Genomic DNA, 26,705 nt, shown 5'->3' on the forward strand with positions numbered 1-26,705 from the left:
ATCATGGGCTTTGTTCAGGAGGTTCTCACCAGCTTCGTCGCGATCATACCGGTCACGTTGGCGCAAAGCCTGATCCTGGCCTTCGTCGTACTCGGGATCATGATCCCGTTTCGCATGCTGAATTTTCCCGACCTAACCAGCGAAGGCGCGTTTCCGCTGGGTGGCTGCGTCTGTGGCGTGCTGCTGGCTGCCGGCGTATCACCGCTGGCGGCCATCGTGGTTGCGTTCGCGGCGGGCTTCGCGGCGGGTTGCTGCACCGCCTTCATCCACCTGCGTTTCCGCATCCACACGCTTCTCGCGGGCATCCTGATGATGACGATGCTCTACAGCATCAACCTTCGCATCATGGGCAAGTCCAACCTCTCCGTCTTCGGCTCGCCCACCGTGTTCGACTGGGTGCCGTTCGCGCGGCCGGGTTTTCCGGCCAGCAAGATCGTTGTCGCCGGCTTCATCGCGCTCATCGTCTTCCTTGCGCTCTATATGTTTTTCAGGACCGAGAAGGGGACTGCGGTGCGTGCCGTGGGCGCCAACCCCGATATGGCCGAGGCTCAAGGCATCAATGTCTGGGCGGCGACCATTGGTGGTGTCGGGCTGGCGAGTGCATTTTCGGCCTCGAGCGGCGCACTGATGGTGCAGTCGCAGGGCTTCGCCGACGTCAATATGGGGCTGGGAATTCTCATCAACGGGCTTGCCGCGCTGATGATCGGCGAGGCGGTCGTCGGCAAGCAGACGGTCTGGCGCCAGCTGCTGGCGCCCTTTGCCGGCGCGATCATCTACTACCAGCTGGTGTCGTTCTGCCTTGCCGCCGGCATGCCGCCTCCCGACCTGAAGCTTGCCACGGGCCTGTTTGTGCTCGCCATGCTTGCTCTGCCCAGCCTCAAGCGCAGCCGGGGCCCGGCACCCGCGCGCGAAGCGATCCGTGAATAATCAGACGTGAATAACCTAGGGACGTCACAAATCATGCGTGCAACGCTCGATCTCGTAGCAGTCGAAGCCATGGATGCGGCGGATTCGCTGCGTGCCATGCGCGACCGGTTCATCTTGCCGGAAGGCGTGGTCTACCTCGACGGCAATTCGCTGGGTGCCGCGGCGCCCGCCGTCTTCAACGAGCTGCAGAAGGCGGCGACGCAGGAATGGGCGCAGGACCTCATCCGCGCCTGGAACACCGCCGGCTGGTTCGATATGCCGGTCGCGCTTGGCGACCAGCTGGGGCGCCTGATCGGAGCGGCGACGGGCCAGACGGTGGTCTGCGACACAACGTCGATCAACATCTACAAGGTGCTGCATGCCGCACTCAACATGCGGCCGGACCGCACGGTCATCGTCGCCGAGGGCGACAGCTTTCCAACCGATCTCTACATGGCCGAGGGCGTGGCCTCGACACGGCCGGGCACGGTGCTGCGGCTTGAGGGCGTCGATGCTCCGACCATTGAAGAGCTGATCGACGAGCGTGTTGCCGTCATCCTGGTCAACCACGTCAACTACAAATCCGGACAGCTGCGCGACATGGCAGCCCTGACGCGCAAGGCCCACCAAGCCGGCGCGCTGATCGTCTGGGATCTCTGCCACACCGCAGGCGCCTTGCCGGTTGAACTTGATGCCACCAATGCCGATTTCGCCATCGGCTGCACCTACAAATATCTCAATGGCGGTCCGGGCGCGCCCGCCTTCATCTATGCCGCGACACGCCATCACGACGATGTCCATCAGCCGCTGAGCGGCTGGTGGGGCCATGCGCGGCCGTTCGCCTTCGAGCAGGGTTTTGCCGCCGGCAGCGGCATCCGCCGGTTCCTGTGCGGCACGCAGCCGGTGCTGTCGATGCGGGCGCTGAAGGGCGCGCTGGATATCTGGGACGAGGTCGACATGGCGGCGGTGCGCAAGAAGAGCATTGCCTTGACTGACCTGTTCATCCAGCTCGTCGAAGCCAAATGCGGCGCCTATGGGCTCGAACTGGAAAGCCCGCGCGACGGCAATGCGCGCGGCAGCCAGGTGTCGTTCCTTCATCCGCATGGCTACCAGGTGATGCGGGCCCTGATCGAGCGCGGCGTGATCGGTGATTTTCGCGCGCCCTCGACCATCCGCTTCGGCTTCACGCCGCTCTATGTCGGCTACAAGGACGTGTGGCAGGCGGTCGAGGTGCTGGAGGACATCCTGCGCACCGGCGCCTGGCAGGAGGCGCGTTTCGCGGTGAAAACGGCGGTGACTTGAGACGTCGGCGCAATTTCAGGAAAAGTGTTGGCGGTTTTCCGTCCGAAATTGCGCCAAGCAAAAAGTCAGAGCCGAGTTCGGACCGTCCACAGTTCTGGAAACAGCACGACTTCGAGCATCTTCTTGAGGTAGGAAGCGCCTGAGGTGCCGCCAGTGCCGCGCTTCAGGCCGATGATGCGCTCCACCGTGGTGACGTGGTTGAAACGCCAACGGCGGAAGTAGTCCTCGAAATCGACCAGCTTCTCGGCAAGCTCATAAAACATCCAGTAGCGCTGAGGATCGCGGTAGACGGTCTGCCAGGCAACCAGGACCTCTTCGTTCTCGGTGCGGGTTTCACGCCAGTCCGTGCGCTTGGCATCGGCGCCGATGTCGAACCCGTTGCGCGCCAATAGGAGCAGCGCTTCGTCGTAGAGCGACGGCTCGGCCAGGATGGCTTCCAACTTGCCGCTTAGGTCTGGCCGATGCTTGTGGGGTCCGAGCATCGCGAGGTTGCGGTTGCCGGCCATGAATTCGATGGCGCGGTACTGCCAGGACTGGAAGCCCGAGGATTGGCCGAGCGCGTCGCGGAACTCGGTGTATTCGCTTGGCGTCATGGTCCGCAGCACGTCCCAGGCATTGTTCAACTGCTCGAAAATGCGCGCGACGCGCGACAGCATCTTGAAGCTCGGCTCGAGCCGATCAGCGCGGATGGAGCGGATCGCGGCGGCGATCTCATGCAAGGCGAGTTTCATCCACAGTTCCGAGGTCTGGTGCTGGATGATGAACAGCATCTCGTCATGCGCCGACGACAGCGGCGTCTGTGCCTCCAGCACTTTTTCCAGGTGCAGATAGTCGCTGTAGGACATGCGTTCCTTGAACGACATCTGCGCGCCTTCGGACGCCGGATCGTAGGGCTCGCTCAATGGATTTTCTCCGTGCGCAGCCGGAAGCGCTGGATCTTGCCGGTCTGGGTCTTGGGCAGCGCGGCGATAAACTTGACCGAGCGCGGATATTTGTAGGGCGCGATCGTCGCCTTGACGTGGTCCTGCAGGCGCTTGATGGTCAATGCATCCGCCGCCACGCCTTGCACCAGCACGACATGCGCCTCGACAATCTGGCCGCGTTCGCCATCCTCGGCGCCGATCACGGCGCATTCGGCGACATCGGGATGCGACAGCAGCGCCGCTTCGACCTCGGGGCCGGCAATGTTGTAGCCGGCGCTGACGATCATGTCGTCGGAGCGCGCGGCGAAGTGGAAGAAGCCGTCCTCGTCCTGGGTAAACGTGTCGCCGGTGAGGTTCCAGCCGTCGCGCACATAGTCCTTCTGCCTGTCATCGGCCATGTAGCGGCAGCCGGTCGGCCCGCGCACCGCCAGCCGTCCGGTCCCGCCGCGCGGCACCTCGCGCATCGCGTCGTCGACGATGCGCGCTTCGTAGCCGGCTACCGGCTTGCCGGTGGACGCGGGCTTCATGTCGTCAAAACGATTGGAGATGAAGATGTGCAGCATTTCGGTGGCACCGATGCCGTCGAGGATCGGCTTGCCGGTCTTCTTGGTCCATTCCTCGAAGACCGGAGCCGGCAAGGTCTCGCCGGCCGAAACGGCGACGCGCAGCGATGACAGGTCGGCGCCTTCATCCATGGCCTTCAGCATGGCGCGATAGGCAGTCGGCGCGGTGAAGGAGATGGTCGCTCTGTAGGTCTCGATGATGTGGATCATGTTGGGCGGCGTCGCCTGTTCCAGCAGTGTCGCCGCCGCGCCGAAGCGCAGGGGGAAGATGGCGAGGCCGCCAAGGCCGAAGGTGAAGGCGAGTGGCGGCGAGCCGACAAAGATGTCATCCGGCGTCACCTGGAGGATTTCGCGCGCATAGGCGTCGGCGATGATCAGAAGGTCGCGGTGGAAATGCATCGTTGCCTTCGGCACGCCCGTCGTGCCCGAGGTGAAGCCGAGCAGGGCGACGTCGTCGCGACCGGTGTTGACGGCAGTGAAGGTCACCGGCTTGTCGAGGGCGGCGCGATCGAGTTCGGCGTCATGGTTGGCGGTGCCGTCGAAGCCGATCACCTGCTTCAGGAACGCACTGTCCTTGGCGCAGGCCGTCATTTCGTCCATCAGCCTGGTGTCGCAGAGCGCGGTGGTGATCTCCGCCTTGTCGACGATCTTGGTGAGTTCGCCCGCGCGCAGCATCGGCATGGTGTTGACGACCACGGCGCCGACCTTGGTGGCGGCCAGCCAGCAGGCGACCATTGCGGGGTTGTTGGCAGAGCGGATCAGCACCCGGTTGCCCGGTTTGACGCCATAATTCTCGACAAGCGCATGGGCCAGCCTGTTCGTCCAGTCGGACAGTTCCTTGTAGGTGCGGCGGCGGCCATTGCCGATCAGCGCGGTGTGATCGCCGAGGCCCTTCTCGACCAGCCTGTCGGTCAACTCGACGCCGGCGTTGAGGCGGTCGGGATAGTCGAAGCCATCGAGCAGGAAATCCGGCCATTGATCCGGCGGCGGCAGATGATCGCGCGTGAACGTGTCGATATGCGCTGAAGGCCCAAGCATGTCGCCGCCATCCTGTCTGCTGCCTGGCCAGTGCGCGAAAAGCACATGTCCGAGGTGGTGGATCTGAAGTTCCCGTCTTTTCGCGAGAGGCTTCGTGCAGCCCAGCTACACCTGTTCGGCGACGCCACCGGGAAAGGGTGAACATCCGCAGGTTTGGACAGCACAGCAGACCTCCCATTGTCGGCTGTTCGTGGGGCAGGATCGCACCAGTCGAAATTTGTTTCAAGCCTAAAATGTTTTGCGCTGGAGCATTGACGCATGGCATGGTGGTGGCCATTGCTAGCGTGAAAACCGAAGCGCTTGGGGGAGGGTGCGGATGCTTGGACATCGCATTGAGGATTGGGACAATGCCTACGCCAACAGCGCGAACATTGCCCGCAGTGACCGCTGGCCGGCCGCGTGGACGGAACCTGCGCAAGCCTTTCGCGACGCGATGTCGGCGCAAGGCCGGGCACGCATCGACATCGCCTATGGTGAGCGACCACGCAATCGGTTCGATCTTTTTCTTCCACAGGCTTCGCCCAAGGGCCTCGTCGTGTTCATCCATGGCGGTTACTGGATGGAGTCCGACAAGAGCACCTGGTCGCACCTGGCCAAAGGCTCGGTCAGCAGCGGTTTCGCGGTGGCGATGCCGTCCTACACGCAATGCCCGGACGTACGCATAGCCGGCATCGTGCGCGAAATCGGCGTGGCGATCGGCACGGCGGCGGCAATGGTGGACGGGCCGCTGATGCTAACCGGGCATTCGGCCGGCGGACATCTCGCCAGCCGCATGGTGACGATATCAACGCCTCTGGCCGCGGATGTGGCAAAGCGTATACGCCATGTCGTTTCGATTTCGGGCCTCCATGACCTGCGCCCGCTCATGCGCACCGGCATGAACGAGGCCCTGGCAATCGACGAAGCCGAAGCCCAGGCAGAAAGCCCAGCGTTGCTGCGCCCCATGGACGGCGTTCGCCTCACCTGCTGGGCCGGAGGCGGGGAACGGTCCGAGTTCCTGCGCCAGAATGCGCTGCTGGCCAACATCTGGACCGGGCTTGGCGCCGTCACCAGCACCGTGGTTGAGCCCGACCGGCATCATTACGATGTCCTCGATGGCCTAGCCGATCCGGCGTATGGGCTGACACAGACCTTGATCTCGGAATAGCCGAGATCATTTTTCTATATTATCAGCGATCTATGGGACGATTCTTCAGCGTAACATAAGCACGTTGCAGGAGTCTCCGGCAGCGGATGCGGGAGCAAAAGGAGCCCGCACGATCAAACCGTTGGCGTCGGAGAGCATCCTCAGCATCGAGGAATCCTGGATGCCGAACGGTGTCGCCACCAGTTCGCCATCGTTCTCCTCGACCACCGCCCGCACATAATCTTGGCGCAGGTCATTGGCCGGCATCCCGACGCCCAGCCGTGCCTGACGAATGTCCTGGCGATAGTTGCGGCCGCCGAGCCTTGCCAGAAGCGGTTTCAGGAACAATTGCGAGCAGACCAGGCTTGCCACTGGGTTGCCGGGCAGTCCGATGCACCTGATATCGCCAAGGCGCCCGAACATCAGCGGCTTGCCGGGGCGCATGGCGATCTTCCAGAAGCCGAGCGTCATGCCTTCGCCGGTCAGCACGTCATGGATCAAATCGTGGTCGCCGACCGACGCGCCGCCAAGCGTGACGATGACATCCGCACCGGCCGCGACCGCTTTCCTGACCAGCGCGGCAATGGCCTCCTGGCGGTCAGCGGCAATGCCGAGGTCGAGCGCTCGGGCGCCGACCGATTGCGCGGCGGCAGCAACACCGTAAGCGTTGGACGAGATGATCTGGTCCGGCCCGAGTTCGCTGCCGGGCGGCAACAACTCGTCGCCGGTGGCGATGATGGCGACCAGTGGCCGTTTGACCACGTTCACCCGCGGATGATTGGCCGATGCCGTCAGCGAAAGAGCCGCCGGATCCAGCACCCGGCCTTTTTCCAGCAAGACGTCGCCTTGGGAAAAGTCGAGCCCGACGCGGCGGATGTTGCGCCATTCGGCGGTGGGCTCGATCACTTCTATGTTGCCGCCGCCAAGATCCCGGACGTTTTCCTGGATGACGATGGTGTCGGCGCCGTCAGGCAGCGGGGCGCCGGTGAAAATGCGCACCGCCTGGCGTTCGCCGACCGTGCGGTCAAAGCCACGGCCGGCCGGCGCCATGCCGATCACCGAGAGTTTCGATGGCACGGACGCCACGTCGGCCGCGCGCGCGGCATAACCATCCATGGCCGAGGCATTGAAGGGCGGCTGGGTGCGAAGCGCCACGACCGGTTCGGCCAGCACGCGATCGACCGCCTCGATGAGGGGAACGCTTTCGCCGGCCAGCGGCGCGGCACCATCAAGCAGGCGTTCGAGCGCCTCCGCGACCGGAACCAGCGCCATCAGGCGTCGGCCTTGTAGTCGCCGGACTTGCCGCCGGTCTTCTCGACCAGCCGAATGCCGGAGATGACCATGGCGCGGTCCACTGCCTTAGCCATGTCGTAAATGGTCAGGCAGGCCACGGAAGCAGCGGTCAGTGCTTCCATCTCGACGCCCGTCTTGCCGGTGACACGCGCCAATGCAGTGACTTTCAGGCCGGGCAGCGCATGGTCGGGCTCGATGTCGACGGAAACCTTGGTCAAGAGCAGCGGATGGCAGAGCGGGATCAACTCATGCGTCTTCTTCGCCGCCATGATGCCGGCGATGCGCGCGGTGCCGAGCACATCGCCTTTCCTGGCATTGCCGGCGAGGATGGTTGTCAGCGTCTCGGCTTGCATCGAGACGAACCCTTCAGCGATCGCGGTGCGCGTCGTCTCGTCCTTGTCGCCGACATCGACCATGTTGGCCTCGCCCTGCGCGCCGAGATGGGTGAGTGCCGATGTCATGATCAGGCGGCCTCTACCGCCGCCTTGCCCGTCAAAAGCAGGTGCGTCGCCGCTGTGACATCCTGTTGTCGCATCAGGCTCTCGCCGACGAGGAAGGTGCCGATGCCGCTCTTCTGCATCCTGAGACAATCGTCATGGGTAAAGATCCCGCTCTCGCTGACCAGCAGGCGGTCGCCCGGCACCATTGCCGCCAGCCGCTCGGAAGTCTCAAGACTGGTTTCGAATGTTCTCAGATTGCGGTTGTTTATGCCGATCAACCGCGACGACAGTTTTACCGCGCGTTGCGTTTCGGCCTCGTCATGCACTTCGATCAGCGCATCCATGCCGAGTTCGAATGCGGTCGCTTCCAATTCGCTCGCCAAGGCATCGTCGACACTGGCCATGATGATCAGGATGGCATCGGCGCCCCAGGCGCGGGCCTCGTACACTTGATAGGGATCGAACAGGAAATCCTTGCGCAGCGCGGGCAGGGCGACGGCAGCCCGTGCCTTGGTGAGGAATTCCGGCGCCCCCTGGAAGGACGGTGCGTCGGTCAGGACCGAAAGACAGGCGGCGCCGCCTTTCTCGTAGGCCCGAGCCAAAGCCGGTGGATCGAAATCGGCCCGGATCAGCCCTTTGGAAGGGCTTGCCTTCTTGATTTCGGCGATCAGGGCGAAGCCGTCTGATCCGCGCTTCGCCTCGAGGGCCGCGAGAAAGCCGCGCGGCGCGTCTGCATCTTTTGCGCGCGCCTTGATCTCGGCCAGCGGCACGCGTGCCTTGGCGGCGGCGATCTCCTCGCGTTTGTAGGCTTCGATCTTGCGCAGAATGTCAGACACGGTTCACCCGTTCGAAACTTCGACCAATCGGTCGAGGACCTGCAGCGCCCGGCCGCTATCGATGGCTTGCGCGGCGAGCGCGATGCCGTCGCCAAGCGTCGTTGCCTTGTCCGCGATTACCAGTCCGGCGCCGGCATTCATCAGCACGGTGTCGCGATAGGCGCCGGCAGCGCCGCCCAGCATGTCGCGCAATGCCTTGGCATTGTAGGCGGCGTCGCCGCCGCGCAGTTCGTCCTTGGTATGGCGCTTCAGCCCAAATTCTTCCGGGGTCAGCGTGAAACTGCGGATCTCGCCACCGATCAGTTCCGCCACCTGCGTCTCGCCGGTGGTGGTGATTTCGTCATAGCCGTCGCCGTGAACGACCCAGGCATGTTCGGTGCCCAGCGCCTTCAACGTCTCAGCGATTGGCAGGATCCATTCCGGCAGGAACACCCCGACCATCTGCCTGACGACGCCAGCCGGATTGGAGAGCGGCCCGAGCAGGTTGAAGATGGTGCGGGTGCCGAGCTCGACGCGGGTCGGGCCGACATGCTTCATCGCCGGATGGTGCGCGGGCGCGAACATGAAGCCGAGGCCAGTCTCCCGGATGCAGCCACCGATCGTTTCCGGTGAGATATCGATCTTGAGCCCAAGGGCGATCAGGACGTCCGCGGCGCCGGTCAGCGAGGACAGGCCGCGATTGCCGTGCTTGGCGACAGGAACGCCGCTGCCGGCGATGACGAACGCCGATGCCGTCGAAATGTTGACGCTGTGGGAATTGTCGCCGCCGGTGCCGACGATGTCGATGGCACCGGCGGGCGCTTCGACGCGGAGCATCTTGGCCCGCATGGTGGCGACAGCGCCCGAAATCTCGCTCACCGTTTCACCACGTACGCGCAGCGCCATCAGGAAGCCGCCGATCTGCCCGGGTGTCGCGTCGCCCGACATGATGATGTCGAAGGCCTCGCGCGCTTCCTCGAAGGAAAGCGCGCTGCCGCCCGCGACCTTGGCGATATGGGTTTTCAGCGCGCTCATCTTGTCGAGGCTTGGGCAACGGCGGCCTGGTCGATGCGGACGTCATACTGCGTCTGCAACTGCGCCACCAACTGGTCGAGCAGATCGTCCGACATGCCGGAGGTGAAGGATTTCTGTGCGTCCTCCGGCACCGAGCTGGCATCGGCCCCGGCGGGTTCGAACACTTCGGCGACCTTGAACAGGATCTGTCCGTCGCCGGTGGGCGAGGGGATCAGCCCGGTGCCGCCTTCGCCGACGCCGAACATCACGGCGGCGCCCTCCTTGCCGAAATCGGCATCGTCGGCTTCGCGCTTCAGGCCGCGCTTGGTCTGCTTCTCCAGCTTGAGCTCGCTGGCGATGACGTCCAGCGTGGCGCCAGCCTTGAGCCGCTTTTCGAGTTCGTCCGCCTTGGCGGCGAGCCGCTTGGTCGTCTCCGCCGCCGTCCAGTCCGCGACGACCTTCTGGCGGACCTCATCGAGAGTGCGGTCGCGTGCCGGCGTGATCGAACCGACCTCATAGAAGACGAAGCCATTGTCGGCCGTGGTCAGCGCCTCGTTTTCGGTGTTGGGTTCAGCGTCAAAGACAGCCTTGATCAGCGCTGGCGATTCCGGCAGGTCCTTGACGACCGAGCCGTCCGGCCTGAGGCCGTTGCGGTCGATGGCTTCGATGGTGACGTCCTTCAGCTTCAGCTTGGCGGCCGCTTCGGCCAAGGAACTGCCGGAGGCGCGGGTGTCTTCGTAATTGTCGTGGACATCCAGCAGGATGCGGCTTGCCTCGCCCAGCGCCAGGTCCTTGCGGATCTGGTCGGAGACTTCGGTGAGCGGCTTCACCACCTCGGGCTTGATCTCGGTGACGCGCAGCAGCACCGGACCAAAGGCTCCCTGAACGACCTGGCTGACTTCATTGGCATTGAGCGTGAACGCGGCATCGGCGACCGCCTTGTCGGCGATCTTGTCCTTGGCGAGCGTGCCAAGCAGGGTGTCTGCCGGTGTCTTGCCTTCGGCGGTCACCAGCTTTTCGAAAGTGGCGCCGGCCTTTAGCGAATCTAGCGCGGCCTTGGCCGCATCCGGTGTCTTGAACACAAGCTGCTCGATGGTGCGCATCTCGGGCGTGGTGTAGCGCGCCTTGCTCTTGTTGTAATCGTCGCTGACTTGTTGGTCGGTGACCGCGGTCGTATCCATGATGTCCGCGGGCTCCAGGCGGACATAAGAGAATTTGCGGTACTCGGGTGCGGCGTAGGTCTTCTTGTTGGCTTCGAAATAGGCCTGAAGCACGCTGTCGCCCGGTGCCTCGATCGGCTCGACGAGGGCCTTCGGCAATGTCAGATAGTCGACGGTGCGGTCCTCGCCGCGATAGAGCGCCACCGCCTTGAAGAAGGCGTCCGGCGCCTTGAGGCCGTCCGAGACCGCCTCGACGATCTGCTGGCGCACCGCCACCTGGGCGCGGTTCTTCAGATAATCCTCGGGCCGCATGCCGACTTCGCGCAGCAGGTACTCGAACGTCCTCCGGTCGAACTCACCGCTCGGCCCCTTGAAGGCCGGATCCTCGCGCGTCAGCTCGGCCAGCCGGTCCTTGGACAGGCCGAGGCCCAGCTTGCGTGCCTGTTCATCGAGAACGGCGCCGGAAACGAGCTGCGCCAGCACCTGGTTGTCGATGCCGAGCGCCTTTGCCTGTTCATGGGTGAGGCGCTGACCGAATTGCTGCGACATGACGGCCAACTGGCGGTCATAGGCGAGGCGATATTCGTTGATCGATACCTTGGTGCCACCAGCCGTTATCACCGAATCGTGGCCGGCAAAGCCGCCCATCAGCCGCCCGGAGATGCCCCAGACCAAAAAGCTGAGCACCAGCAACACCAGTAGACCTTTCGCGACCCAGGTACCCGCCGCGTTTCTCAATATACCAAGCATCGTTACTTCCGATTTGTGCGCCTTTTTCGCAGGCGCCGAGTCTGAAACAAGCGCAATAGCGCCCTTCCGGTCCACTGTCGATTGCTTTGTGGCCTGATTTTGGTAGTGAGGGCCAGAGCCTGATATCGCCCGGAGAAGCAGACCATGACGCCAGGAATTCGCCCGCTCGTTGCCGGCAACTGGAAAATGAACGGCACCAGCGCCTCGCTGAACGAGCTCAGGATGATCGGCAACGGGTTCATGAGCGGGCTCGACGCCGAGACCGAGGCGCTGGTCTGCGTTCCCGCGACACTGCTTTCCCATGCCGCGGAGATTCTGTCGCGCACGCCCGTCCACGCCGGGGGTGAAGACTGCCACGCCAAGGAAAGCGGCGCCTACACCGGCTGCATCTCGGCGGAGATGCTGAAGGACGCGGGAGCGAGCCATGTCATTGTCGGCCATTCCGAATGCCGCGAACAACGCGGCGAGGACGATGCGACGGTCCAGGCCAAGGCAACCGCCGCATGGCGCGCCGGATTGGTGGCCATCGTTTGCATCGGCGAGACGCAGCAACAGCGCGAAGCGGGCGCCACGCTCGATGTGCTGTCGCGCCAGGTCGCCGGCTCGGTGCCGCCGAGTGCCACGTCATCCAACACCGTCATTGCCTATGAGCCGGTGTGGGCGATCGGCACCGGCCTGACGCCGACCGCGGTCGATGTGGCCGAAGCGCATGCGCATATCCGCGAAAAGCTGTCGGAAAAACTCGGCGCCGCCGCTGCCAGGATACGCATCCTCTATGGTGGCTCGGTCAAGCCGTCCAATGCGGTGGAGCTGCTGGGTGTCAGGAATGTCGACGGCGCCCTGGTCGGCGGTGCCAGCCTGAAAGCGGCTGATTTCCTGGGTATCGCTGAAGCCTATCGCAGCATTCCCGGCTGAGATCCATGACGCTGGACGGGGCTCATCCCGTCCAAATTCGTTGCAAAGGGCGCGTTGCTTCCCATATTCCGGCCACGGGCTTGGAAATGCCGTGAAAGCATTGTATTGAGCCGCCTCCAATTCACCGGTCGTGTCCGCGGCCGGGCAAGGCCTTGCCAGGATAAACTATGCAAACCGTACTGATCGTCATCCATCTCATGGTCGTGCTCGCCCTGGTCGGCGTGGTGCTGCTGCAACGCTCTGAAGGTGGCGGCCTTGGCATTGGTGGCGGATCGGGCTTCATGACGGCGCGCGGCGCCGCCAATGCGTTGACGCGGGCGACGGCGATCCTGGCGGCGGCTTTCTTCGTTACGTCGCTGACGTTGTCGATCATTGCCCGCTACGGCGAGAAGCCGATCGACATTCTCGACCGCGTTCCCGCGACTTCGGACGGTGCTGGCAAGGGCGTGCTCAACCAATTGCCCGGCACGACGACCCCGGCGCCCGCCGGCAATACCGCGCCGACGCCGCCATCCGGCAATGACGCCGCGGCGACGCCTCCGGCAACTGCCCCGGCGACCGCGCCTGCTGCCGGCGCGACGCCGCCGGCAAGCAACGGCACCACCAACACCGCGCCGGCGACACCGCAAGTCCCGAACCAGTAAGCTCCACCTGGTCCAGGCCGCGATCTGTGATCGTTTGAACACAGTCGCGGCAAATGCTGCGCGATCACGAAGATTCGACGGGCGGCAGCGCGGTCTCGCGCTTGAGGCATACGCGCTTATTCGACTATAGATTGCAGGCGGCATTTTCGGTGTCCTTGGGGGGCGCCGGGCGGCGCCGTGGGCAACAAGCATTGAACGATCGGATCTTCGCCATGCAGCTTCGCAGCTTCATTTTCCTGGGACTTTGCGCCGCACTCGGCCTGAGTTCCCCGGCTTTCGCCGGCGTGCCGGCCAATTTGGCCGCCAACCAGTCGGTCGACAAAACCGACGCCATCAACGTCGCAGCCAAGAGCGATGCGGCGCAACTGAAGCTTCTCAAGAAGAAGAAAAACCCGACACCGGACGATCTCGCCCAGATCAAGAAGATCGAGGCCAAGATCGTTGCCGACAAGGAAGACGCCAAGGCCAAGGCGCTGGAAGCCAGGAAGCTGGCGATGCGTGAAGCAGCCAAGGCCAGGGCCGACGCGGACCGGCAGGCCTTCCTGGCCCAGAAGGGCAAGACTGCTCCGGCAACCGAAGTGGCCGAGGCCAAGCCTGCCAAGAAGACCACCAAGGTGATCGAGCCGATTGAACCAATTACGCCAATCCAGTCGGCCGAGCCGCTCCCGGCCGAGGCTATGAACGTCGCCTTGACCGGCAACAATGGCGAACTGCGCAGCGAGGTCGTCGGCCAGACGCGGCCGAGCAGCGGCGGCCTGTTCGCCGGCCTGTTCGGCGGTACCTCGTCCGGTTCGTCGATCAGCTATCTGCCCGAGACCCGCGCGCTCGACTCCGCACTTGCCAAGAAAGATGCCAAGAAGCCGTTCAAGGTGAAGCCGGAATTCGTGCCGCAGGACGTGGAGTTCACCGGCTACGATGCCGGCACCATCGTCATCGACACCAGCGCGCGTCGCCTCTATCTCGTCGAATCATCGACCACCGCGCGTCGCTACGCGATCGCGGTCGGCCGTGAAGGCCTGCAGTTCAAAGGCACGGTTGCCGTTGGCGACAAGCAGGAATGGCCGCGCTGGATTCCGACGCTCGACATGCAGAAGCGCGAACCGAAGCATTACGCCCAGTACAAGGACGGCATGCCCGGCGGTGGCCAGAACCCGCTCGGCGCGCGCGCCATCTATCTCTATGACGGCAAGAAGGATACGCATCTGCGTATCCACGGCACCATCGCGCCGCAGTCGATCGGAACCAGTGCCTCCAATGGCTGCTTCCGCATGATGAACGAGCACGTCATGGACCTCTACAGCCGCGTCAGGGTCGGCACCAAAGTCGTCATCATCTGACGTTTTCACCATCATGCCGAAAGGGCCGGCCCAGCCGGCCCTTTTGTTTTGCCTCGTTCACGATCAAGCCTGTTCGGTCGTGATCCCTGGACAAACGGAAACCGTTTGCCCGAGAAAACCGGATTCCACTTTTCGGGATCACGGTCCAAGCGCCTTTTTGGGAAAAAGCCTTCGCGGTGGTTTTTTCTCTGGCGGAATCAATCCGGCCGCGTTAAGCGATGACTCCCATGGCGCGATATGTATTCATCACAGGCGGCGTGGTTTCCTCACTTGGAAAAGGCATTGCCGCAGCGGCCCTAGGGGCTCTCCTGCAGGCGCGAGGTTATCGCGCACGCATCAAAAAACTCGACCCTTACCTCAATGTCGATCCCGGCACGATGTCGCCGTACCAGCATGGCGAGGTATTCGTCACCGATGATGGTGCGGAGACCGACCTCGATCTTGGCCATTACGAGCGCTTCACCGGCCGCTCGGCCAATCAGCAGGACAACATCACCACCGGCCGGATCTACAAGAACATCATCGAGCGCGAACGGCGCGGCGACTATCTCGGCGCCACCGTCCAGGTCATCCCGCACGTCACCGACGAGATCAAGAATTTCGTCCTCAACGGCAATGACGACTACGATTTCGTGCTGTGCGAGATCGGCGGCACGGTGGGCGACATCGAGGCGATGCCGTTCCTCGAGGCGATCCGACAGCTCGGAAACGACCTGCCGCGCAACAATGCCGTCTATGTGCATCTGACCTTGATGCCCTACATCCCGACGGCGGGCGAGCTAAAAACCAAGCCGACCCAGCATTCGGTCAAGGAATTGCGCGGCATCGGTATCGCGCCGGACATCCTGCTGGTGCGTGCCGATCGCGCCATTCCCAAGGAAGAGCGCAGAAAACTGTCGCTGTTCTGCAATGTCAGGGAAAGCGCCGTCATCCAGGCGCTCGACGTGCCGCATATCTACGACGTGCCGATGGCCTACCACAAGGAAGGGCTCGATTCGGAAGTGCTGGCCGCCTTTGGCATCGATCCTGCGCCGAAGCCGCGCATGGAGCCCTGGCAGAAGGTCTCCGATCGCATCCACAGCCCGGAAGGCGAGGTGACCATTGCCATCGTCGGCAAGTATACCGGCCTAAAGGACGCCTACAAATCGCTGATCGAGGCGCTGTCGCATGGCGGGCTCGCCAACCACGTCAAGGTCAAGCTCGACTGGATCGAATCGGAGATCTTCGAAAAGGAAGATCCGACGCCGTGGCTGGAAAAGGTGCATGGCATCCTGGTTCCCGGCGGCTTTGGCGAACGTGGCTCCGAAGGCAAGATCCTGGCGGCGAAGTTCGCGCGCGAGCGCAAGGTGCCGTATTTCGGCATCTGCTTCGGGATGCAGATGGCTTGCATCGAGGCGGCGCGGTCGCTGGCGGGCGTCGAGCATGCGTCTTCGACCGAGTTCGGCCCGACCAACGAGCCGGTCGTCGGCCTGATGACCGAATGGCTGAAAGGCAACATGCTGGAGAAACGCCGCGAGACCGGCGATCTCGGCGGCACGATGCGGCTCGGCGCCTATCAGGCCGAGCTCGCCAAGGGGTCGAAGATCGCCGACATCTATGGCGACACGCAGATTTCCGAGCGCCACCGCCACCGCTACGAGGTCAATATTGACTATAAGGAGCGGCTCGAGGATTGCGGCCTGGTGTTTGCCGGCATGTCGCCGGACGGCGTGCTGCCGGAAACGGTCGAATATCCCGACCATCCCTGGTTCATCGGCGTGCAGTACCATCCCGAGTTGAAGAGCCGGCCGCTCGATCCGCATCCGCTGTTCGCCAGCTTCATCGAGGCGGCGGTCGAGCAGAGCCGACTGGTGTAGGCACCCGATAGAGCGATCCACCGTCTCACGGAAACGGTGGATCGCTCTATCCCTTTGTTTCGATGCAATTCCTGTCGGAAACCTTCCTGGAATTGCTCAGGCGAGGCCCACTTGATGCAGACCTATGTGGCGCTCCTCTACAGCATCATTCTTGGCGCGGGGCGGCGGGTCGTCATGTCGGACCTCAAGGCGATGGCGGAAAGCCTCGGCCTCAGCAATGTTCGCACTTTCGTGGCGACCGGCAACCTTGTCTTCGAGAGTGAAAAGATTGCCATCCCCGTCCTTGAAAGGCGGCTGGAGGCCGCTTTCGAAACGGCCTTTGGCCGCCATGTCGACATCATCGTCCGCGGCGCCGGAGATTGGCTGAAACTCGCGTCACGCAATCCATTCCCCTGCGAATCGACGGGCGCCGGCGATCAGGTCGCGGTGCGCGTGATGCGCAAAGCCGTGGCCGAAGATGTCCTGCCAGGGCTTCAGGCCCATGCCGCCGAGGACGAGAAGGTGCTCTTGGTCGGCGGCGACATATGGCTCGTGTTCTCGCGGGAAAGACCAAGCTCACGGTTGCTTGCGGCCGCCAATCACAAGCGCATGGGCATAGGCACATCGCGCAACTGGAACACGGTGCGCAAACTGGCCGAGATGGTGGGCAGTAGGCAGTAGGGATTCCCTGACGCCTACCGCCTACTCCCTCATTTTCAGGCTTTCGCCGTCCTGGCGCCCGCACCCACGGCGGCGGTGCGCAGCACGTAGTAGATGACGCCGGCGATGGAGACACCGAAGAACCAGCCGTAGACGCCCCACCAGGCAGGCAGCCAGTTGGTGAAGTTCGGCAGGATCGACGAGAAGACAGCACCAATGCCGGCGGCGATGAAGGCATTGACATGCCAGCCGCCCTGGAAACGGAACTCGCCATGCTCGCGATAAAGCGCCTCGACGTCGACCTCACCTTTGCGGATCAGATAGTAGTCGACCATCATGACGCCGAAGATCGGTCCCATCGTCGCACCGATGACGCCGACAAAATGCGCCGCGCCGCCTTCCCACGGGGCGAAGGGATAGAGCACCAGCGCGATCAGCGCCGCGATGTAGCCGCCCTTCTTGAAGTCGATCTGGCGCGGGAAGACGTTGGAGAAGTCGAAGGCCGGCGAGACGAAGTTGGCGACGACGTTGATGCCGAGCGTCGCCACCGCGAAGGTCAGCGCGGCAAGGGCCGCCAGGAACCAGCTGTCGAACTTGGCCGAGATCTGGTCGGGATGCAGCAGCACTTCGTGATAGACGTCGTAGGCTGCAATGGTGGTGACGCCAGCGACCAGCGAGAACAGGATCAGGTTGACCGGCAGGCCCCAGATATTGCCCTTGCGCAGCGCAGCCTTATCCGGCGCGTAGCGGGCGAAGTCGCAGAAATTGAGATAAAGCGCCGAGAAATAGGTCACCCAGATCGCGGCAACCCCGAAGAGTGCCGTCCACGATCCGGGATCGCCCGGAATGCCGGCATCGGCGGTCTTTTCGCGCAGCACATCCATTGGAATATCACTGGTGAAGGCGAAGGTCCCTGACTTGACGCAGAGATAGATGGCCAGGAGCAGCATCATCACCCAGACCGCAGGCCCAGCCCAATCCTGGAAGCGGCGTACCGTTTCCATGCCTCTCTGGATGATCAGCAGCTGCAGCGCCCAGATAATGACGAAGCAGATCACTTCCAGTGTGGAATGGCCGAGAAGATGCGACGTCTTGTTGAACTCGTCGAACCATTGGATACGGGTCAACAAGGCCACGATCGCGCCGGATGCGGCCGCCGTTTGCGCGCCGTACCAGAAGCAGGCGACTATGGCGCGCACCAGCGCCGGTATGTTGGCTCCCCAGACCCCGAAGGAGGCGCGAGCAAGCACAGGGTAGGGCACGCCGGTCTTCACGCCGGCATAGCCGACCATGTTCATCAGCGCGTAGATGATCAGTGACCCCATGCCGATGGCTATGATGAAATTGACAAAGCCGCCGCAGAACAGAAACAGACTGGCGGCGAGATAGTAGCCCCACAGACTATGGACGTCCGACGTCCAGACGTTGAAGATCGAAAACGCTCCCCAGTTTCGAACTTTGGCCGGAGCGAGGTCCTCATTGTATAGGCCAGGCGATGCGCCCTGTATTGTCATTGCAATATCCCCTTCTTGCAGCACGCGCCCTCACGCGTTGGCCGAAGAGGTTACGCCTGACGCTGGGGAACCGACAAGCAACCCATTTGCCGGCTTTGGCCTTAAAGATATTCAATATGAACCGCGATTATCGACGGATCGCATTGGTGGGCCGTTGTTGAACAAGGCGGTCCGGTGATTCGGATTCGGTAACAACGGCTCGGCCTAGGTGATGGCCATTACCCGCTTGTGGTCCTCGACTTCGGACAATAGCCAATCCTGAAACAGGCCGGTGCCTGGCTTGTTGCCGATGCTGCGTCGCTGGTGCAGATAAATGCCGGCCGGGTAGGTGTGGCGGGCACGAAACGGGGCGACAAGTTTGCCCTGCTCAAGAAAATCCTGTGCCATCATCGTGTCGGCAAGCGCTATTCCGGCGCCATTGATCGCCTCGCGCATGATCAGTGTGCAATCATCCAGCGTCGTGCTGGATTTCGGCGTCGTATCCGAGACACCTTCCTGCTCAAGCCACCGCTTCCATCTCATGGTCTCGCATTCATGGATCAGGTGGTGATTGACCAGATCGGCGGGCGATCGCAGCGGCACGGGCCCTTCGAGCAGTGAGGGCGCGCAGACAGGCGTCAGAACCAGCGGGATGAGCAACGTCAGAGCCGGGCCGGCCTTGTAGACGAACTCGTCGACAATGGCCAAATCGAAGTTGGCGCGCTTGCCCGACGTTGAGATCTCCAGTTCCACCGCCGGATGCAACCGGCGAAAATTCGGCAGTCGGTCCGCCAGCCAAAGGTTTAGAACGGCCGGCACGCACAACACCCGGACACGTTGGGTCCTGCCGTGACCCGGACCATCGGTGAGGCTGACATCGTCAGTGGCGCGCCAGATGGCCTCGAACGCCTCGGAAAGGCTGCGCGCATAGTAAGAGCCCCTGATGGTCGGCGTTATCTGGCGAAAGCCGCGCTCGAACAGATCCTGGCCGAGATTCCTTTCAAGCGCACGGATGTGGCGGCTTATGGCCGAGGGCGTCAGGTGCAGTTCTTCGGCCGCATCCTTGATGCTGCCAAGACGTGCGGCGGCCTCGAAAGCGCGCATGCCATTGAGTGACGGTAAGGCCATGAGCCAATCATGAATTGTCAGTTGAGTTTTTGTCAATCGACTTGGGCAAAATTGGCGTTTGATCGCCTGGCCTGTTCGGGGATACCCAAAGGCAAGAGCGACTAAGTCGCCGTCCAAAAACAATGATTTGGGGCCTCCGGCACCATTCCACCAATGGCGGAGGCCGGCCTGATCGGTTTCACCGCCGGCGGCGGGAGCATTGCGCACATCAGCAAATGGGAGAACGACTGCATATGCCTCAATCGCCAGTGCCGGTCTTCGAAACGGTGGACGAGATTTCCGCGGAAGCCTCTGTCGTCGTGATCTTGCAAACCGCCCAAACAGGCTTTGGCCCCCGGGCAGCGGCGCTGGATGCTGAAATGGGCGGGATTCTGTCCCGCGCCTGCTCCGACCCGGCCGCATTGGCCGAATCCGGCACCTGCATCGATCTCATCGCCCCACAGGCCGTGTCGGCCCGGCGCGTAATCGTCCTGGCCCTGGGCAAAGCTGAAGCCGTGAGCGCCCTGTCATTGGCGCGCGCCGGCGGTTTGCTTGCCGCGCATCTGGAAGGCAAGGGCGAATGCGCCGCCACGCTTGTCCTCGACCCTATTGCCGGTGTCGGCTTGCCCGGAGCCGAAATCCTGGCGCGCGTCGCGCTTGGCATGCGGCTGCGGCGCTATCGTTTCGACATGCGCAACCGGCGCCAGGGGGCGGGAGCGGATCGAACCCTGCGGGTGCAACTGGTCGGAGCAAGTAGCGCGGAGCTGACCCCGGCGCTGGCCCGGGTCAATGCAATCGCCGATGGCGTCGAATACGCGCGCACGCTGGTCAACCTGCCGCCGAACCATCTTCACCCCGACAATTTCCACGATCATCTGGAGCCGCTGCGCGAGGCCGGCATCGACATCGAAATACTCGATGCCGCGCAACTGAAAGAGCTCGGCATGAACGCGCTGCTGGCGGTCGGCTCCGGCTCGGCGCGGCCGCCACGGGTGGCCGTGCTGCGCTATCGCGGCAAGGGTGCTCCCTCCCAGCCGATGGCGTTCGTCGGCAAAGGCGTCTGTTTCGATTCCGGTGGCCTCTGCATCAAGCGCGGCGAGCAGATGTTCGACATGAAGGCCGATATGGGCGGAGCGGCGGCGGTGGTCGGCCTGATGATCGCGCTCGCCCGGCAAGGCAGTCCGGTACATGCCGTCGGCGTCCTCGGCATTGCCGAGAACATGCCGTCCGGCACAGCGCTCAAACCGCGCGACATCATCACGACGGCCTCGGGACAGACCGTGGAAGTGTTCGACACCGATGCCGAAGGGCGCCTGCTCCTGGCCGATTGCCTCCACTACACGGCAACACGCTTCAATCCGTCGGTGATCGTCGATCTGGCGACGCTGACCTATTCGGTGACGCGCGGCCTGGGATCGATATTCGCCGGCCTGTTCAGCACCGACGATGCGATTGCCTTGCAGATGATCACGGCCGGTGAAACCGTCGGCGAGCGGTTCTGGCGGCTGCCGCTCGACCGTGCCTATGACGAGGGGCTGCAATCGCCATTCGCCGACCTCCGCCATCATGCCAAGGACATGGAGGATGGCGATGCTCCCTATGCAGCTGCTTTCCTGCGCCATTTCACGGAAGATCGCCCATGGGTGCATCTCGACATCGCCAGCAAGGAATTGACCGACACCGATCGGCCCTTGGGCAGGCAAGGTGCCACCGCCTTCGGCGTGCAGATGCTGGAAGAGTGGGTGCAGGCCAGCCGCAGGGTAAACTAGGCGCCTGCCGTCAGGGACAGCAAAGAGATGCGTTCGAACGTGATGGGGAACCGGGATGTCGTCTGAGATCATTGGCAGGGAAGGGCGGGCCACCTTCCGCGGCTACGAAACCTGGTATCGGATCTCTGGCGACATCGACGCCGCCAAGGCGCCGGTGGTGATCCTGCATGGTGGGCCAGGCGCCGCCCACAACTATGTCGATGCCTACAAGCTTCTTGCCCGAGGAGATCGCGCCGTCATCCACTACGACCAGTTGGGTTGCGGCAATTCCACATTGCTGCCCGAGAAAGGCGCCGACTTCTGGACACCTCGGCTTTTCATCGACGAGCTTGAAAACCTCGTCGACCGTCTTGGCATTCGCGCGGGATTCCATGTGCTTGGCCAGAGCTGGGGTGGCATGCTGGGCGCCGAATACGCGGTCACGCGGCCGAAAGGTCTGAAGTCGCTGACCATCGCCAACTCGCCGGCTTCGATGAAGCTGTGGGTCGAAGAGGCCAACCGGTTGCGCGCCGACCTGCCCGAGGACGTGCAGGAGACGCTGACCCGCCACGAGCAGGCCGGCACGACGGACGATCCGGCCTACCAGGCGGCGACGATGGTTTTCTACGAGCGGCATGTCTGCCGGGTCGTGCCGTTCCCGCCAGAGGTGACGGAGACCTTCGCCCAGGTCGTGCGCAATCCCACCGTCTATAATTTGATGAATGGGCCGAACGAGTTCCACGTCATCGGAACCCTGAAGAATTGGAGCATCATCGACCGCCTGCCGGCCATCGATGTTCCCACGCTGATCATCTCCGGGCGTCACGACGAGGCGACGCCCGCGACCGTGCAGCCCTTCAAGGACGGCATCCGAGGATCGCGCTGGGAGATATTCGAGCACTCCAGCCACATGCCGCATGTCGAAGAACAGGATGCGTGCATGCGGGCGGTGGGAGACTTCCTGGACCACAACGACAACTGAGAAAAGGGGAATCAAGACATGAAGAAACTGCTTCTGGCGGCATCAGCCGCGGCATTGCTGGCCGGCACATGGTTGGCCCCGGCACAGGCCGAATATCTCAAGGAGCACCGAGGCGGCACCATCCGCCTTCTGGCCCGCTCCGCGGCGGGAACGCTCGACCCGCATATCAACTACACCGACCAGGGCTGGCAGATGTACCAGCCGATCTATGACGGGCTGGTGGCCTTCCGCAAGGCCGAGGGCATGGACGGCTTCACCATCGTTCCCGACCTGGCCGAGGCGCTGCCCGAGGTCACCAATGACGGCAAGACCTTCACCTTCAAGCTGCGCAAGGGCATCAAGTTCTCCAGCGGCCAGGATCTTGGCGTGAAGGATGTCGTCGCCTCATTCCAGCGCATCTTCAAGGTTTCAGGGCCGACCTCCGGCACGTTCTATGCCGGCATTGTCGGCGCCGACAAATGCCTGGCCGACACCAAGGGCTGCACGCTGGAAGGCGGCGTTGTCGGCGATGAAGCGGCCGGCACCATCACCGTCAACCTCACCAAGCCCGACGCCGAAATCCTCTACAAGCTTGCCTTGCCGCATGCCGTGGTCCTGCCGGCGGATACGCCAGCCGAAGACATGGGCTCCAAGCCCATCCCCAGCACCGGTCCGTACATGATCTCCGCCTTCGACCCCAACAAAGGCATGACGGTTTCGCGCAATCCCAATTTCAAGCAGTGGAGCGAGGAGGCGCAGCCGGACGGCTATCCGGACGTTGTCCAATATGATTTCGGCCTGTCCGAGGAAGCGGCCGTCACCGCGATCCAGAACGGCGAAGCGGACTGGATGTTCGACGCATTGCCGAGCGACCGCCTGGGCGAACTTGGCAGCAAGTCCATGGACCAGTTGCACATCTCGCCGCTTTCGGCCTGGTGGTACGCCCCGCTGAACAACCGCCTTGCTCCATTCGACAATGAAAAGGCGCGCCAGGCCGTTGCCTATGCGATCGACCGCAACACACTGGTCAAGCTGTTCGGCGGCAAGGTGCTGGCCTCGCCGGTCTGCCAGGTCCTGCCGCCGGACTTCCCCGGCCACGAAGACTATTGCCCCTTCACCAAGGACCCCGGCGCCAAATGGTCGGCACCTGATCTCGACAAGGCCAAGCAGCTCGTCGAGGAATCGGGAACCAAGGGCCAGAAGGTCACCATCATCGTCGAGGATACCGCCATTTCGCGGTCGATCGGCGTCTACCTGCAGAGTGTGCTGACGACCATCGGCTATGTAGCCGACGTCAAGCCGATCTCGTCCAATATCCAGTTCACCTACATCCAGAACACCAACAACAAAGTGCAGATGTCCGTCACCCAATGGTACAAGGACTATCCGGCGGCTTCGGACTTCCTGAACATCCTGTTCAGCTGCGCTTCCTTCCGTGAAGGTTCGGATGCTTCGATCAACATCGCCGGCTTCTGCGACAAGGACATCGATGCCAAGATGCAAAAGGCGCTGGACCTTGGCGTGACCGACCAGAAAGCCGCCGACAAATTGTGGGCCGAAATCGACAAGCAAGTCACGGACAAGGCACCGGCCGTCGGCCTCTTCACGCCGAAGCGGCTTGACTTCGTCAGCAAACGGGTTGGCAATTTCAAGTTCAACCGGCAATTCAACTGGATGATCACCCAGTCCTGGGTGCAGTAACGACCTTTGGAGGGACACGTCCGTGTCGAACCAAGCTGTCGCCATGCCGCGCAAGACGCGAGGGCCCTGGGCCGTCGCGTTTGCGAAGCTGGCAAGGGACAGGGCCGCGATGGCGTCCCTGGCCGTGTTCCTCCTCATCGTCCTTGCCTGCCTCAGTGCACCTCTTTATGCGCAATGGGCAGGCGTGGACCCCTTCGCCTCGACGCTCGACGCCGTCATCCAGATCGACGGTGCCGACGTCCCGGTGATGGAACAATCGACCGAGGGGCTCGGGCTCGGCTACACGCCGATCGGTCCGACCTGGCGGCTCGGCAACTATTTCCTCGGCGCCGACAGTCAGGGGCGCGATGTCATGGCCCGGATGCTCTATGGCGGGCTGAGCTCGCTGCTGATCTCCGGGGCGGCCACCATCTTCACGCTGATCATCGGTACGGCGGCGGGACTGATCGCTGGCTATTTCGGCGGCGTCACCGACACGGTGCTGTCGCGCTTGCTGGATGTCCTGTGGGCGTTTCCGATCTACCTGCTGGCGATTTCGCTTTCCATTGTCACCATCGCGCAGGGGATCAGGATCGGGCCGATAGATATCGAGTCCGGCAGCCTGTGGTTGCCGGTCATCATCATCGGCATCGTCTACGTGCCCTATGTGGCTCGACCAATACGCGGGCAGGTCCTGTCGCTGCGCCACAGCGAGTTCGTGCTCGCCGCGATCAATCTGGGCGTACCGGGATGGCGCATCCTGTGGCGCGATATCCTGCCCAACATCACCACCACGCTCATCGTTTTCGTGCCTCTGATGATGGCGCTGAACATGCTGACGGAATCAGCACTCTCCTTCCTGTCGATCGGCGTGCAGCCGCCGGCGGCGAGCTGGGGCACCATCATCCAGGACGGACAGGCGCTGCTTTACACCAGGCCGCTGGTGGCGCTGGTTCCGGGCCTGGCGATCGCAGTTTCGGTCATGGCGCTCAATGTCTTCGGTGACGGGCTGCGCGACGCGCTCGACCCGCGCTCCAAGGTTCGGCTGGGGCGCGACTGATGATCTACGCCATCCTGCGCCGTTTCGGTCAGATGCTGTTCGTCATGTTCGGCATCTCGGTCATCGTCTTCCTGATCTTTTTCGCGACGCCGGGCGCCGACCCGGCCGCGCGCATCGCCGGCCGCAATGCGTCGCCCGAAGTGCTGGAGGCGGTGCGCCACAGCTTCGGCTTCGACCGGCCTCTCTACGTGCAATATGTGAAGATGATGGAGAAGATCTTCGTCACGGGCGACCTGACCTCGTTCGTCAATCGTGGCTGGAAGGTGGTGCCGGCGGTCATGGATTCCATTCCCGTCACGCTCTCGCTGGTCTTCGGGGCTGCGATCCTGTGGGTGGTTGTCTCCATCATCATCGGCATCGTCGCCGCCGCCACCCGCGACAGTTGGCTGGACAAGCTTCTGATGGCGCTGGGGCTGCTCGGCATTTCCATGCCGGTCTACTGGCTGGGCGAAGTGATGAACCTGATCACCCAGAGCCGCTACCATGACAGTTGGGCGTTCTCCTGGGTGCCGCCGCTCGGCTACAAGAATTTCTCCGACGATCCGAAGGGCTGGTTCCTGACGCTGATCATTCCATGGATCACGCTGGCCATCCTCTACATCGGCATCTATGGACGTGTGCTGCGCGCGGCCATCATCGAATCCCTGCAGGAAGACTATATCCGCACGGCCCGGGCCAAGGGGCTGTCGGAGACCCGCATCCTGCTGCGCCATGCCTTGCGCACGTCGCTCATTGCCTTCGTCACCTTGTTCGGCCTCGACTTCGGCGCACTGGTAGGAGGCTCGGCGCTGCTGACCGAGGTGGTGTTCGGGTTGCACGGTATAGGCAAGCTCACCTATGACGCACTGCAGAACCTCGATCTGCCGATGATCATGGCAACGGTGATGTATGCTTCCATGTTCGTGGTGATCGCCAACGCGGTCGTCGATTTCGTCTACATCCTTCTCGATCCGCGCCTGAGGACATCATGATACTGTCGGTGCGCGACCTCAAAGTATCCTTCCGCACCAATGACGGCCTGGTGCGGGCCATCGACGGCGTTTCCTTCGACCTCGAGGAAAGCGAGATCCTCGGTGTCGTCGGCGAGTCCGGTTCCGGCAAGACGGTGTCGCTGCTGGCCGTGATGGGCCTCATCACCGATCCCAACGCCACCATCGAAGGCTCGATCCGTTACAAGGGCCGCGAACTGGTGGGGCTGCCCGCGCGGGAGCTTCGTCGTTTACGCGGCAACGAGATCGCGATGATCTTCCAGGATCCGATGACGGCGCTGACGCCTGTCTACACGATCGGCTGGCAGATCGCCGAACAGATCCGCGCGCATCGCACCATCAGCAAGGCCAAGGCGATGGAGCGGGTGGAAGAACTGCTGGCCGAGGTGAATTTTCCCAACCCGCACGAGGCGATGTCGCGCTACCCGCACCAGCTTTCGGGCGGCATGCGGCAGCGGGCGGTGATCGCAATGGCTTTGTCCTGCAATCCGGCGCTGCTGGTGGCGGACGAGCCGACCACGGCGCTCGACGTCACGGTGCAGGCCGGCATTCTCGACCTGGTGCGCAAGCTGCGCGCGACACACAAATCAGCTGTCGTCTTCATCACGCACGACATGGGCGTGGTCTCCGAACTCGCCGACCGGGTGATGGTCATGTACGCGGGCCGCGTGGTGGAACGCGGCAGTCGGATGGAGCTGTTTTCCGATCCGCGACACCCCTATACGCGGGCGCTGCTCGGTTCGATCCCGCCGCTGACCGGCGACAAGCCGCGCCGCCTGCCTGCCATCCCCGGCTCGCCGCCATCGCTGCTTCGATTGCCGCAAGGCTGTGCGTTCGGGCCGCGTTGCCCAGTGCACTACGAACCCTGCGTGACCGGCAAGCCCGACCTTGGGGCCGGTACCCACGCCGCGGCATGCTTTCGGGTGGCACAGGCATGAGCGGACCC

The 26,705-nt window shown here is 63.0% G+C and carries 23 protein-coding genes; 14 read left to right on the forward strand and 9 right to left on the reverse strand.

The annotated features are described in order from the left end of the window. The first annotated feature begins 3 nt into the window (after positions 1 to 3). Positions 4 to 927 (forward strand): ABC transporter permease, encoded by a 924-nt coding sequence (locus FJ977_RS18240; RefSeq protein WP_140773573.1) that lies wholly within the window; start codon positions 4 to 6, stop codon positions 925 to 927. Between the two features lie 33 nt (positions 928 to 960). Further along, positions 961 to 2,208, forward strand: a complete 1,248-nt coding sequence (gene kynU, locus FJ977_RS18245; RefSeq protein ID WP_140773575.1) for a kynureninase — start codon at positions 961 to 963, stop codon at positions 2,206 to 2,208. A 65-nt stretch (positions 2,209 to 2,273) separates the two neighbouring features. On the opposite strand, the gene kynA is transcribed toward kynU, so the two are convergent. Beyond that, a complete protein-coding gene (gene kynA / locus FJ977_RS18250) occupies positions 2,274 to 3,110 on the reverse strand; it encodes a tryptophan 2,3-dioxygenase (RefSeq protein ID WP_081294742.1) in 837 nt (278 codons plus the stop codon). After that, a complete protein-coding gene (locus tag FJ977_RS18255) occupies positions 3,107 to 4,732 on the reverse strand; it encodes an AMP-binding protein (RefSeq protein WP_140773592.1) in 1,626 nt (541 codons plus the stop codon). Before FJ977_RS18255 ends, kynA begins: the two co-directional genes overlap by 4 nt. A 316-nt stretch (positions 4,733 to 5,048) precedes the next feature. Between FJ977_RS18255 and FJ977_RS18260 the strand changes: the two genes are divergently transcribed. Then, complete coding sequence (locus FJ977_RS18260; RefSeq protein ID WP_140773594.1) at positions 5,049 to 5,879, forward strand: alpha/beta hydrolase; 831 nt, start codon at positions 5,049 to 5,051, stop codon at positions 5,877 to 5,879. Between the two features lie 45 nt (positions 5,880 to 5,924). On the opposite strand, the gene glp is transcribed toward FJ977_RS18260, so the two are convergent. From glp to FJ977_RS18285, 5 genes are read right to left on the reverse strand one after another with little or no spacing between them, the layout of a single operon-like run. Beyond that, positions 5,925 to 7,130, reverse strand: a complete 1,206-nt coding sequence (glp, locus tag FJ977_RS18265; RefSeq protein ID WP_140773596.1) for a gephyrin-like molybdotransferase Glp — start codon at positions 7,128 to 7,130, stop codon at positions 5,925 to 5,927. Then, positions 7,130 to 7,612: a cyclic pyranopterin monophosphate synthase MoaC gene (gene moaC / locus FJ977_RS18270; RefSeq protein ID WP_140773598.1), complete on the reverse strand. Its 483-nt coding sequence runs from the start codon at positions 7,610 to 7,612 to the stop codon at positions 7,130 to 7,132. The genes glp and moaC overlap by 1 nt, the downstream gene beginning before the upstream one ends. 2 nt (positions 7,613 to 7,614) lie before the next feature. Continuing rightward, positions 7,615 to 8,427 carry an indole-3-glycerol phosphate synthase TrpC gene (gene trpC / locus FJ977_RS18275; RefSeq protein ID WP_140773600.1) on the reverse strand — a complete coding sequence of 271 codons (813 nt, stop codon included), beginning with the start codon at positions 8,425 to 8,427 and terminating at the stop codon, positions 7,615 to 7,617. 3 nt (positions 8,428 to 8,430) lie between these two features. Further along, the gene (gene trpD / locus FJ977_RS18280) at positions 8,431 to 9,441 is read right to left on the reverse strand and encodes an anthranilate phosphoribosyltransferase (RefSeq protein WP_140773602.1); all 1,011 of its coding nucleotides are present in this window, start codon (positions 9,439 to 9,441) and stop codon (positions 8,431 to 8,433) included. After that, positions 9,438 to 11,330 carry a SurA N-terminal domain-containing protein gene (locus tag FJ977_RS18285; protein WP_140773604.1) on the reverse strand — a complete coding sequence of 631 codons (1,893 nt, stop codon included), beginning with the start codon at positions 11,328 to 11,330 and terminating at the stop codon, positions 9,438 to 9,440. Before FJ977_RS18285 ends, trpD begins: the two co-directional genes overlap by 4 nt. Before the next feature lie 144 nt (positions 11,331 to 11,474). Here FJ977_RS18285 and tpiA point away from each other — a divergent pair, with 144 nt between their 5' ends. From tpiA to FJ977_RS18310, 5 genes are all read left to right on the forward strand, one after another. Continuing rightward, positions 11,475 to 12,245, forward strand: coding sequence for a triose-phosphate isomerase (gene tpiA, locus FJ977_RS18290; protein WP_140773606.1), 771 nt, complete (start codon positions 11,475 to 11,477; stop codon positions 12,243 to 12,245). 167 nt (positions 12,246 to 12,412) lie between these two features. Beyond that, a complete protein-coding gene (gene secG / locus FJ977_RS18295) occupies positions 12,413 to 12,889 on the forward strand; it encodes a preprotein translocase subunit SecG (protein ID WP_140773608.1) in 477 nt (158 codons plus the stop codon). Positions 12,890 to 13,101: 212 nt separating this feature from the next. Continuing rightward, complete coding sequence (locus FJ977_RS18300; RefSeq protein ID WP_140773610.1) at positions 13,102 to 14,226, forward strand: L,D-transpeptidase; 1,125 nt, start codon at positions 13,102 to 13,104, stop codon at positions 14,224 to 14,226. 218 nt (positions 14,227 to 14,444) lie between these two features. After that, on the forward strand, positions 14,445 to 16,082 hold the full coding sequence (locus FJ977_RS18305; RefSeq protein ID WP_140773612.1) for a CTP synthase: 1,638 nt from the start codon (positions 14,445 to 14,447) through the stop codon (positions 16,080 to 16,082). Between the two features lie 114 nt (positions 16,083 to 16,196). Continuing rightward, complete coding sequence (locus FJ977_RS18310; protein ID WP_140773948.1) at positions 16,197 to 16,742, forward strand: DUF1697 domain-containing protein; 546 nt, start codon at positions 16,197 to 16,199, stop codon at positions 16,740 to 16,742. Positions 16,743 to 16,777: 35 nt separating this feature from the next. Here FJ977_RS18310 and FJ977_RS18315 read toward each other — a convergent pair whose 3' ends face one another. Together FJ977_RS18315 and FJ977_RS18320 are read right to left on the reverse strand one after the other, a co-directional pair. After that, entirely contained in the window at positions 16,778 to 18,235 is a 1,458-nt protein-coding gene (locus FJ977_RS18315; protein ID WP_140773614.1) for an NCS1 family nucleobase:cation symporter-1, read from the reverse strand. A 204-nt stretch (positions 18,236 to 18,439) separates the two neighbouring features. Beyond that, positions 18,440 to 19,465 (reverse strand): LysR substrate-binding domain-containing protein, encoded by a 1,026-nt coding sequence (locus FJ977_RS18320; RefSeq protein WP_246683148.1) that lies wholly within the window; start codon positions 19,463 to 19,465, stop codon positions 18,440 to 18,442. A gap of 110 nt (positions 19,466 to 19,575) precedes the next feature. On the opposite strand from FJ977_RS18320, the gene FJ977_RS18325 reads away from it, so the two are divergent. From FJ977_RS18325 to FJ977_RS18350, 6 genes are read left to right on the forward strand one after another with little or no spacing between them, the layout of a single operon-like run. Beyond that, complete coding sequence (locus FJ977_RS18325; protein WP_140773616.1) at positions 19,576 to 21,090, forward strand: leucyl aminopeptidase; 1,515 nt, start codon at positions 19,576 to 19,578, stop codon at positions 21,088 to 21,090. Between the two features lie 55 nt (positions 21,091 to 21,145). Next, entirely contained in the window at positions 21,146 to 22,051 is a 906-nt protein-coding gene (locus tag FJ977_RS18330) for a proline iminopeptidase-family hydrolase (RefSeq protein ID WP_140773618.1), read from the forward strand. 18 nt (positions 22,052 to 22,069) lie between these two features. Continuing rightward, positions 22,070 to 23,731: an ABC transporter substrate-binding protein gene (locus FJ977_RS18335; protein WP_140773620.1), complete on the forward strand. Its 1,662-nt coding sequence runs from the start codon at positions 22,070 to 22,072 to the stop codon at positions 23,729 to 23,731. 22 nt (positions 23,732 to 23,753) lie between these two features. Further along, positions 23,754 to 24,770: an ABC transporter permease gene (locus tag FJ977_RS18340; RefSeq protein ID WP_140773622.1), complete on the forward strand. Its 1,017-nt coding sequence runs from the start codon at positions 23,754 to 23,756 to the stop codon at positions 24,768 to 24,770. Next, positions 24,770 to 25,741, forward strand: a complete 972-nt coding sequence (locus FJ977_RS18345; protein WP_140773624.1) for an ABC transporter permease — start codon at positions 24,770 to 24,772, stop codon at positions 25,739 to 25,741. Before FJ977_RS18340 ends, FJ977_RS18345 begins: the two co-directional genes overlap by 1 nt. Continuing rightward, positions 25,738 to 26,697 (forward strand): ABC transporter ATP-binding protein, encoded by a 960-nt coding sequence (locus tag FJ977_RS18350; protein WP_140773626.1) that lies wholly within the window; start codon positions 25,738 to 25,740, stop codon positions 26,695 to 26,697. The genes FJ977_RS18345 and FJ977_RS18350 overlap by 4 nt, the downstream gene beginning before the upstream one ends. The last annotated feature ends 8 nt before the right edge of the window (positions 26,698 to 26,705 follow it).

This window comes from Mesorhizobium sp. B2-1-3A, from assembly GCF_006442655.1.
Lineage (GTDB): Bacteria > Pseudomonadota > Alphaproteobacteria > Rhizobiales > Rhizobiaceae > Mesorhizobium.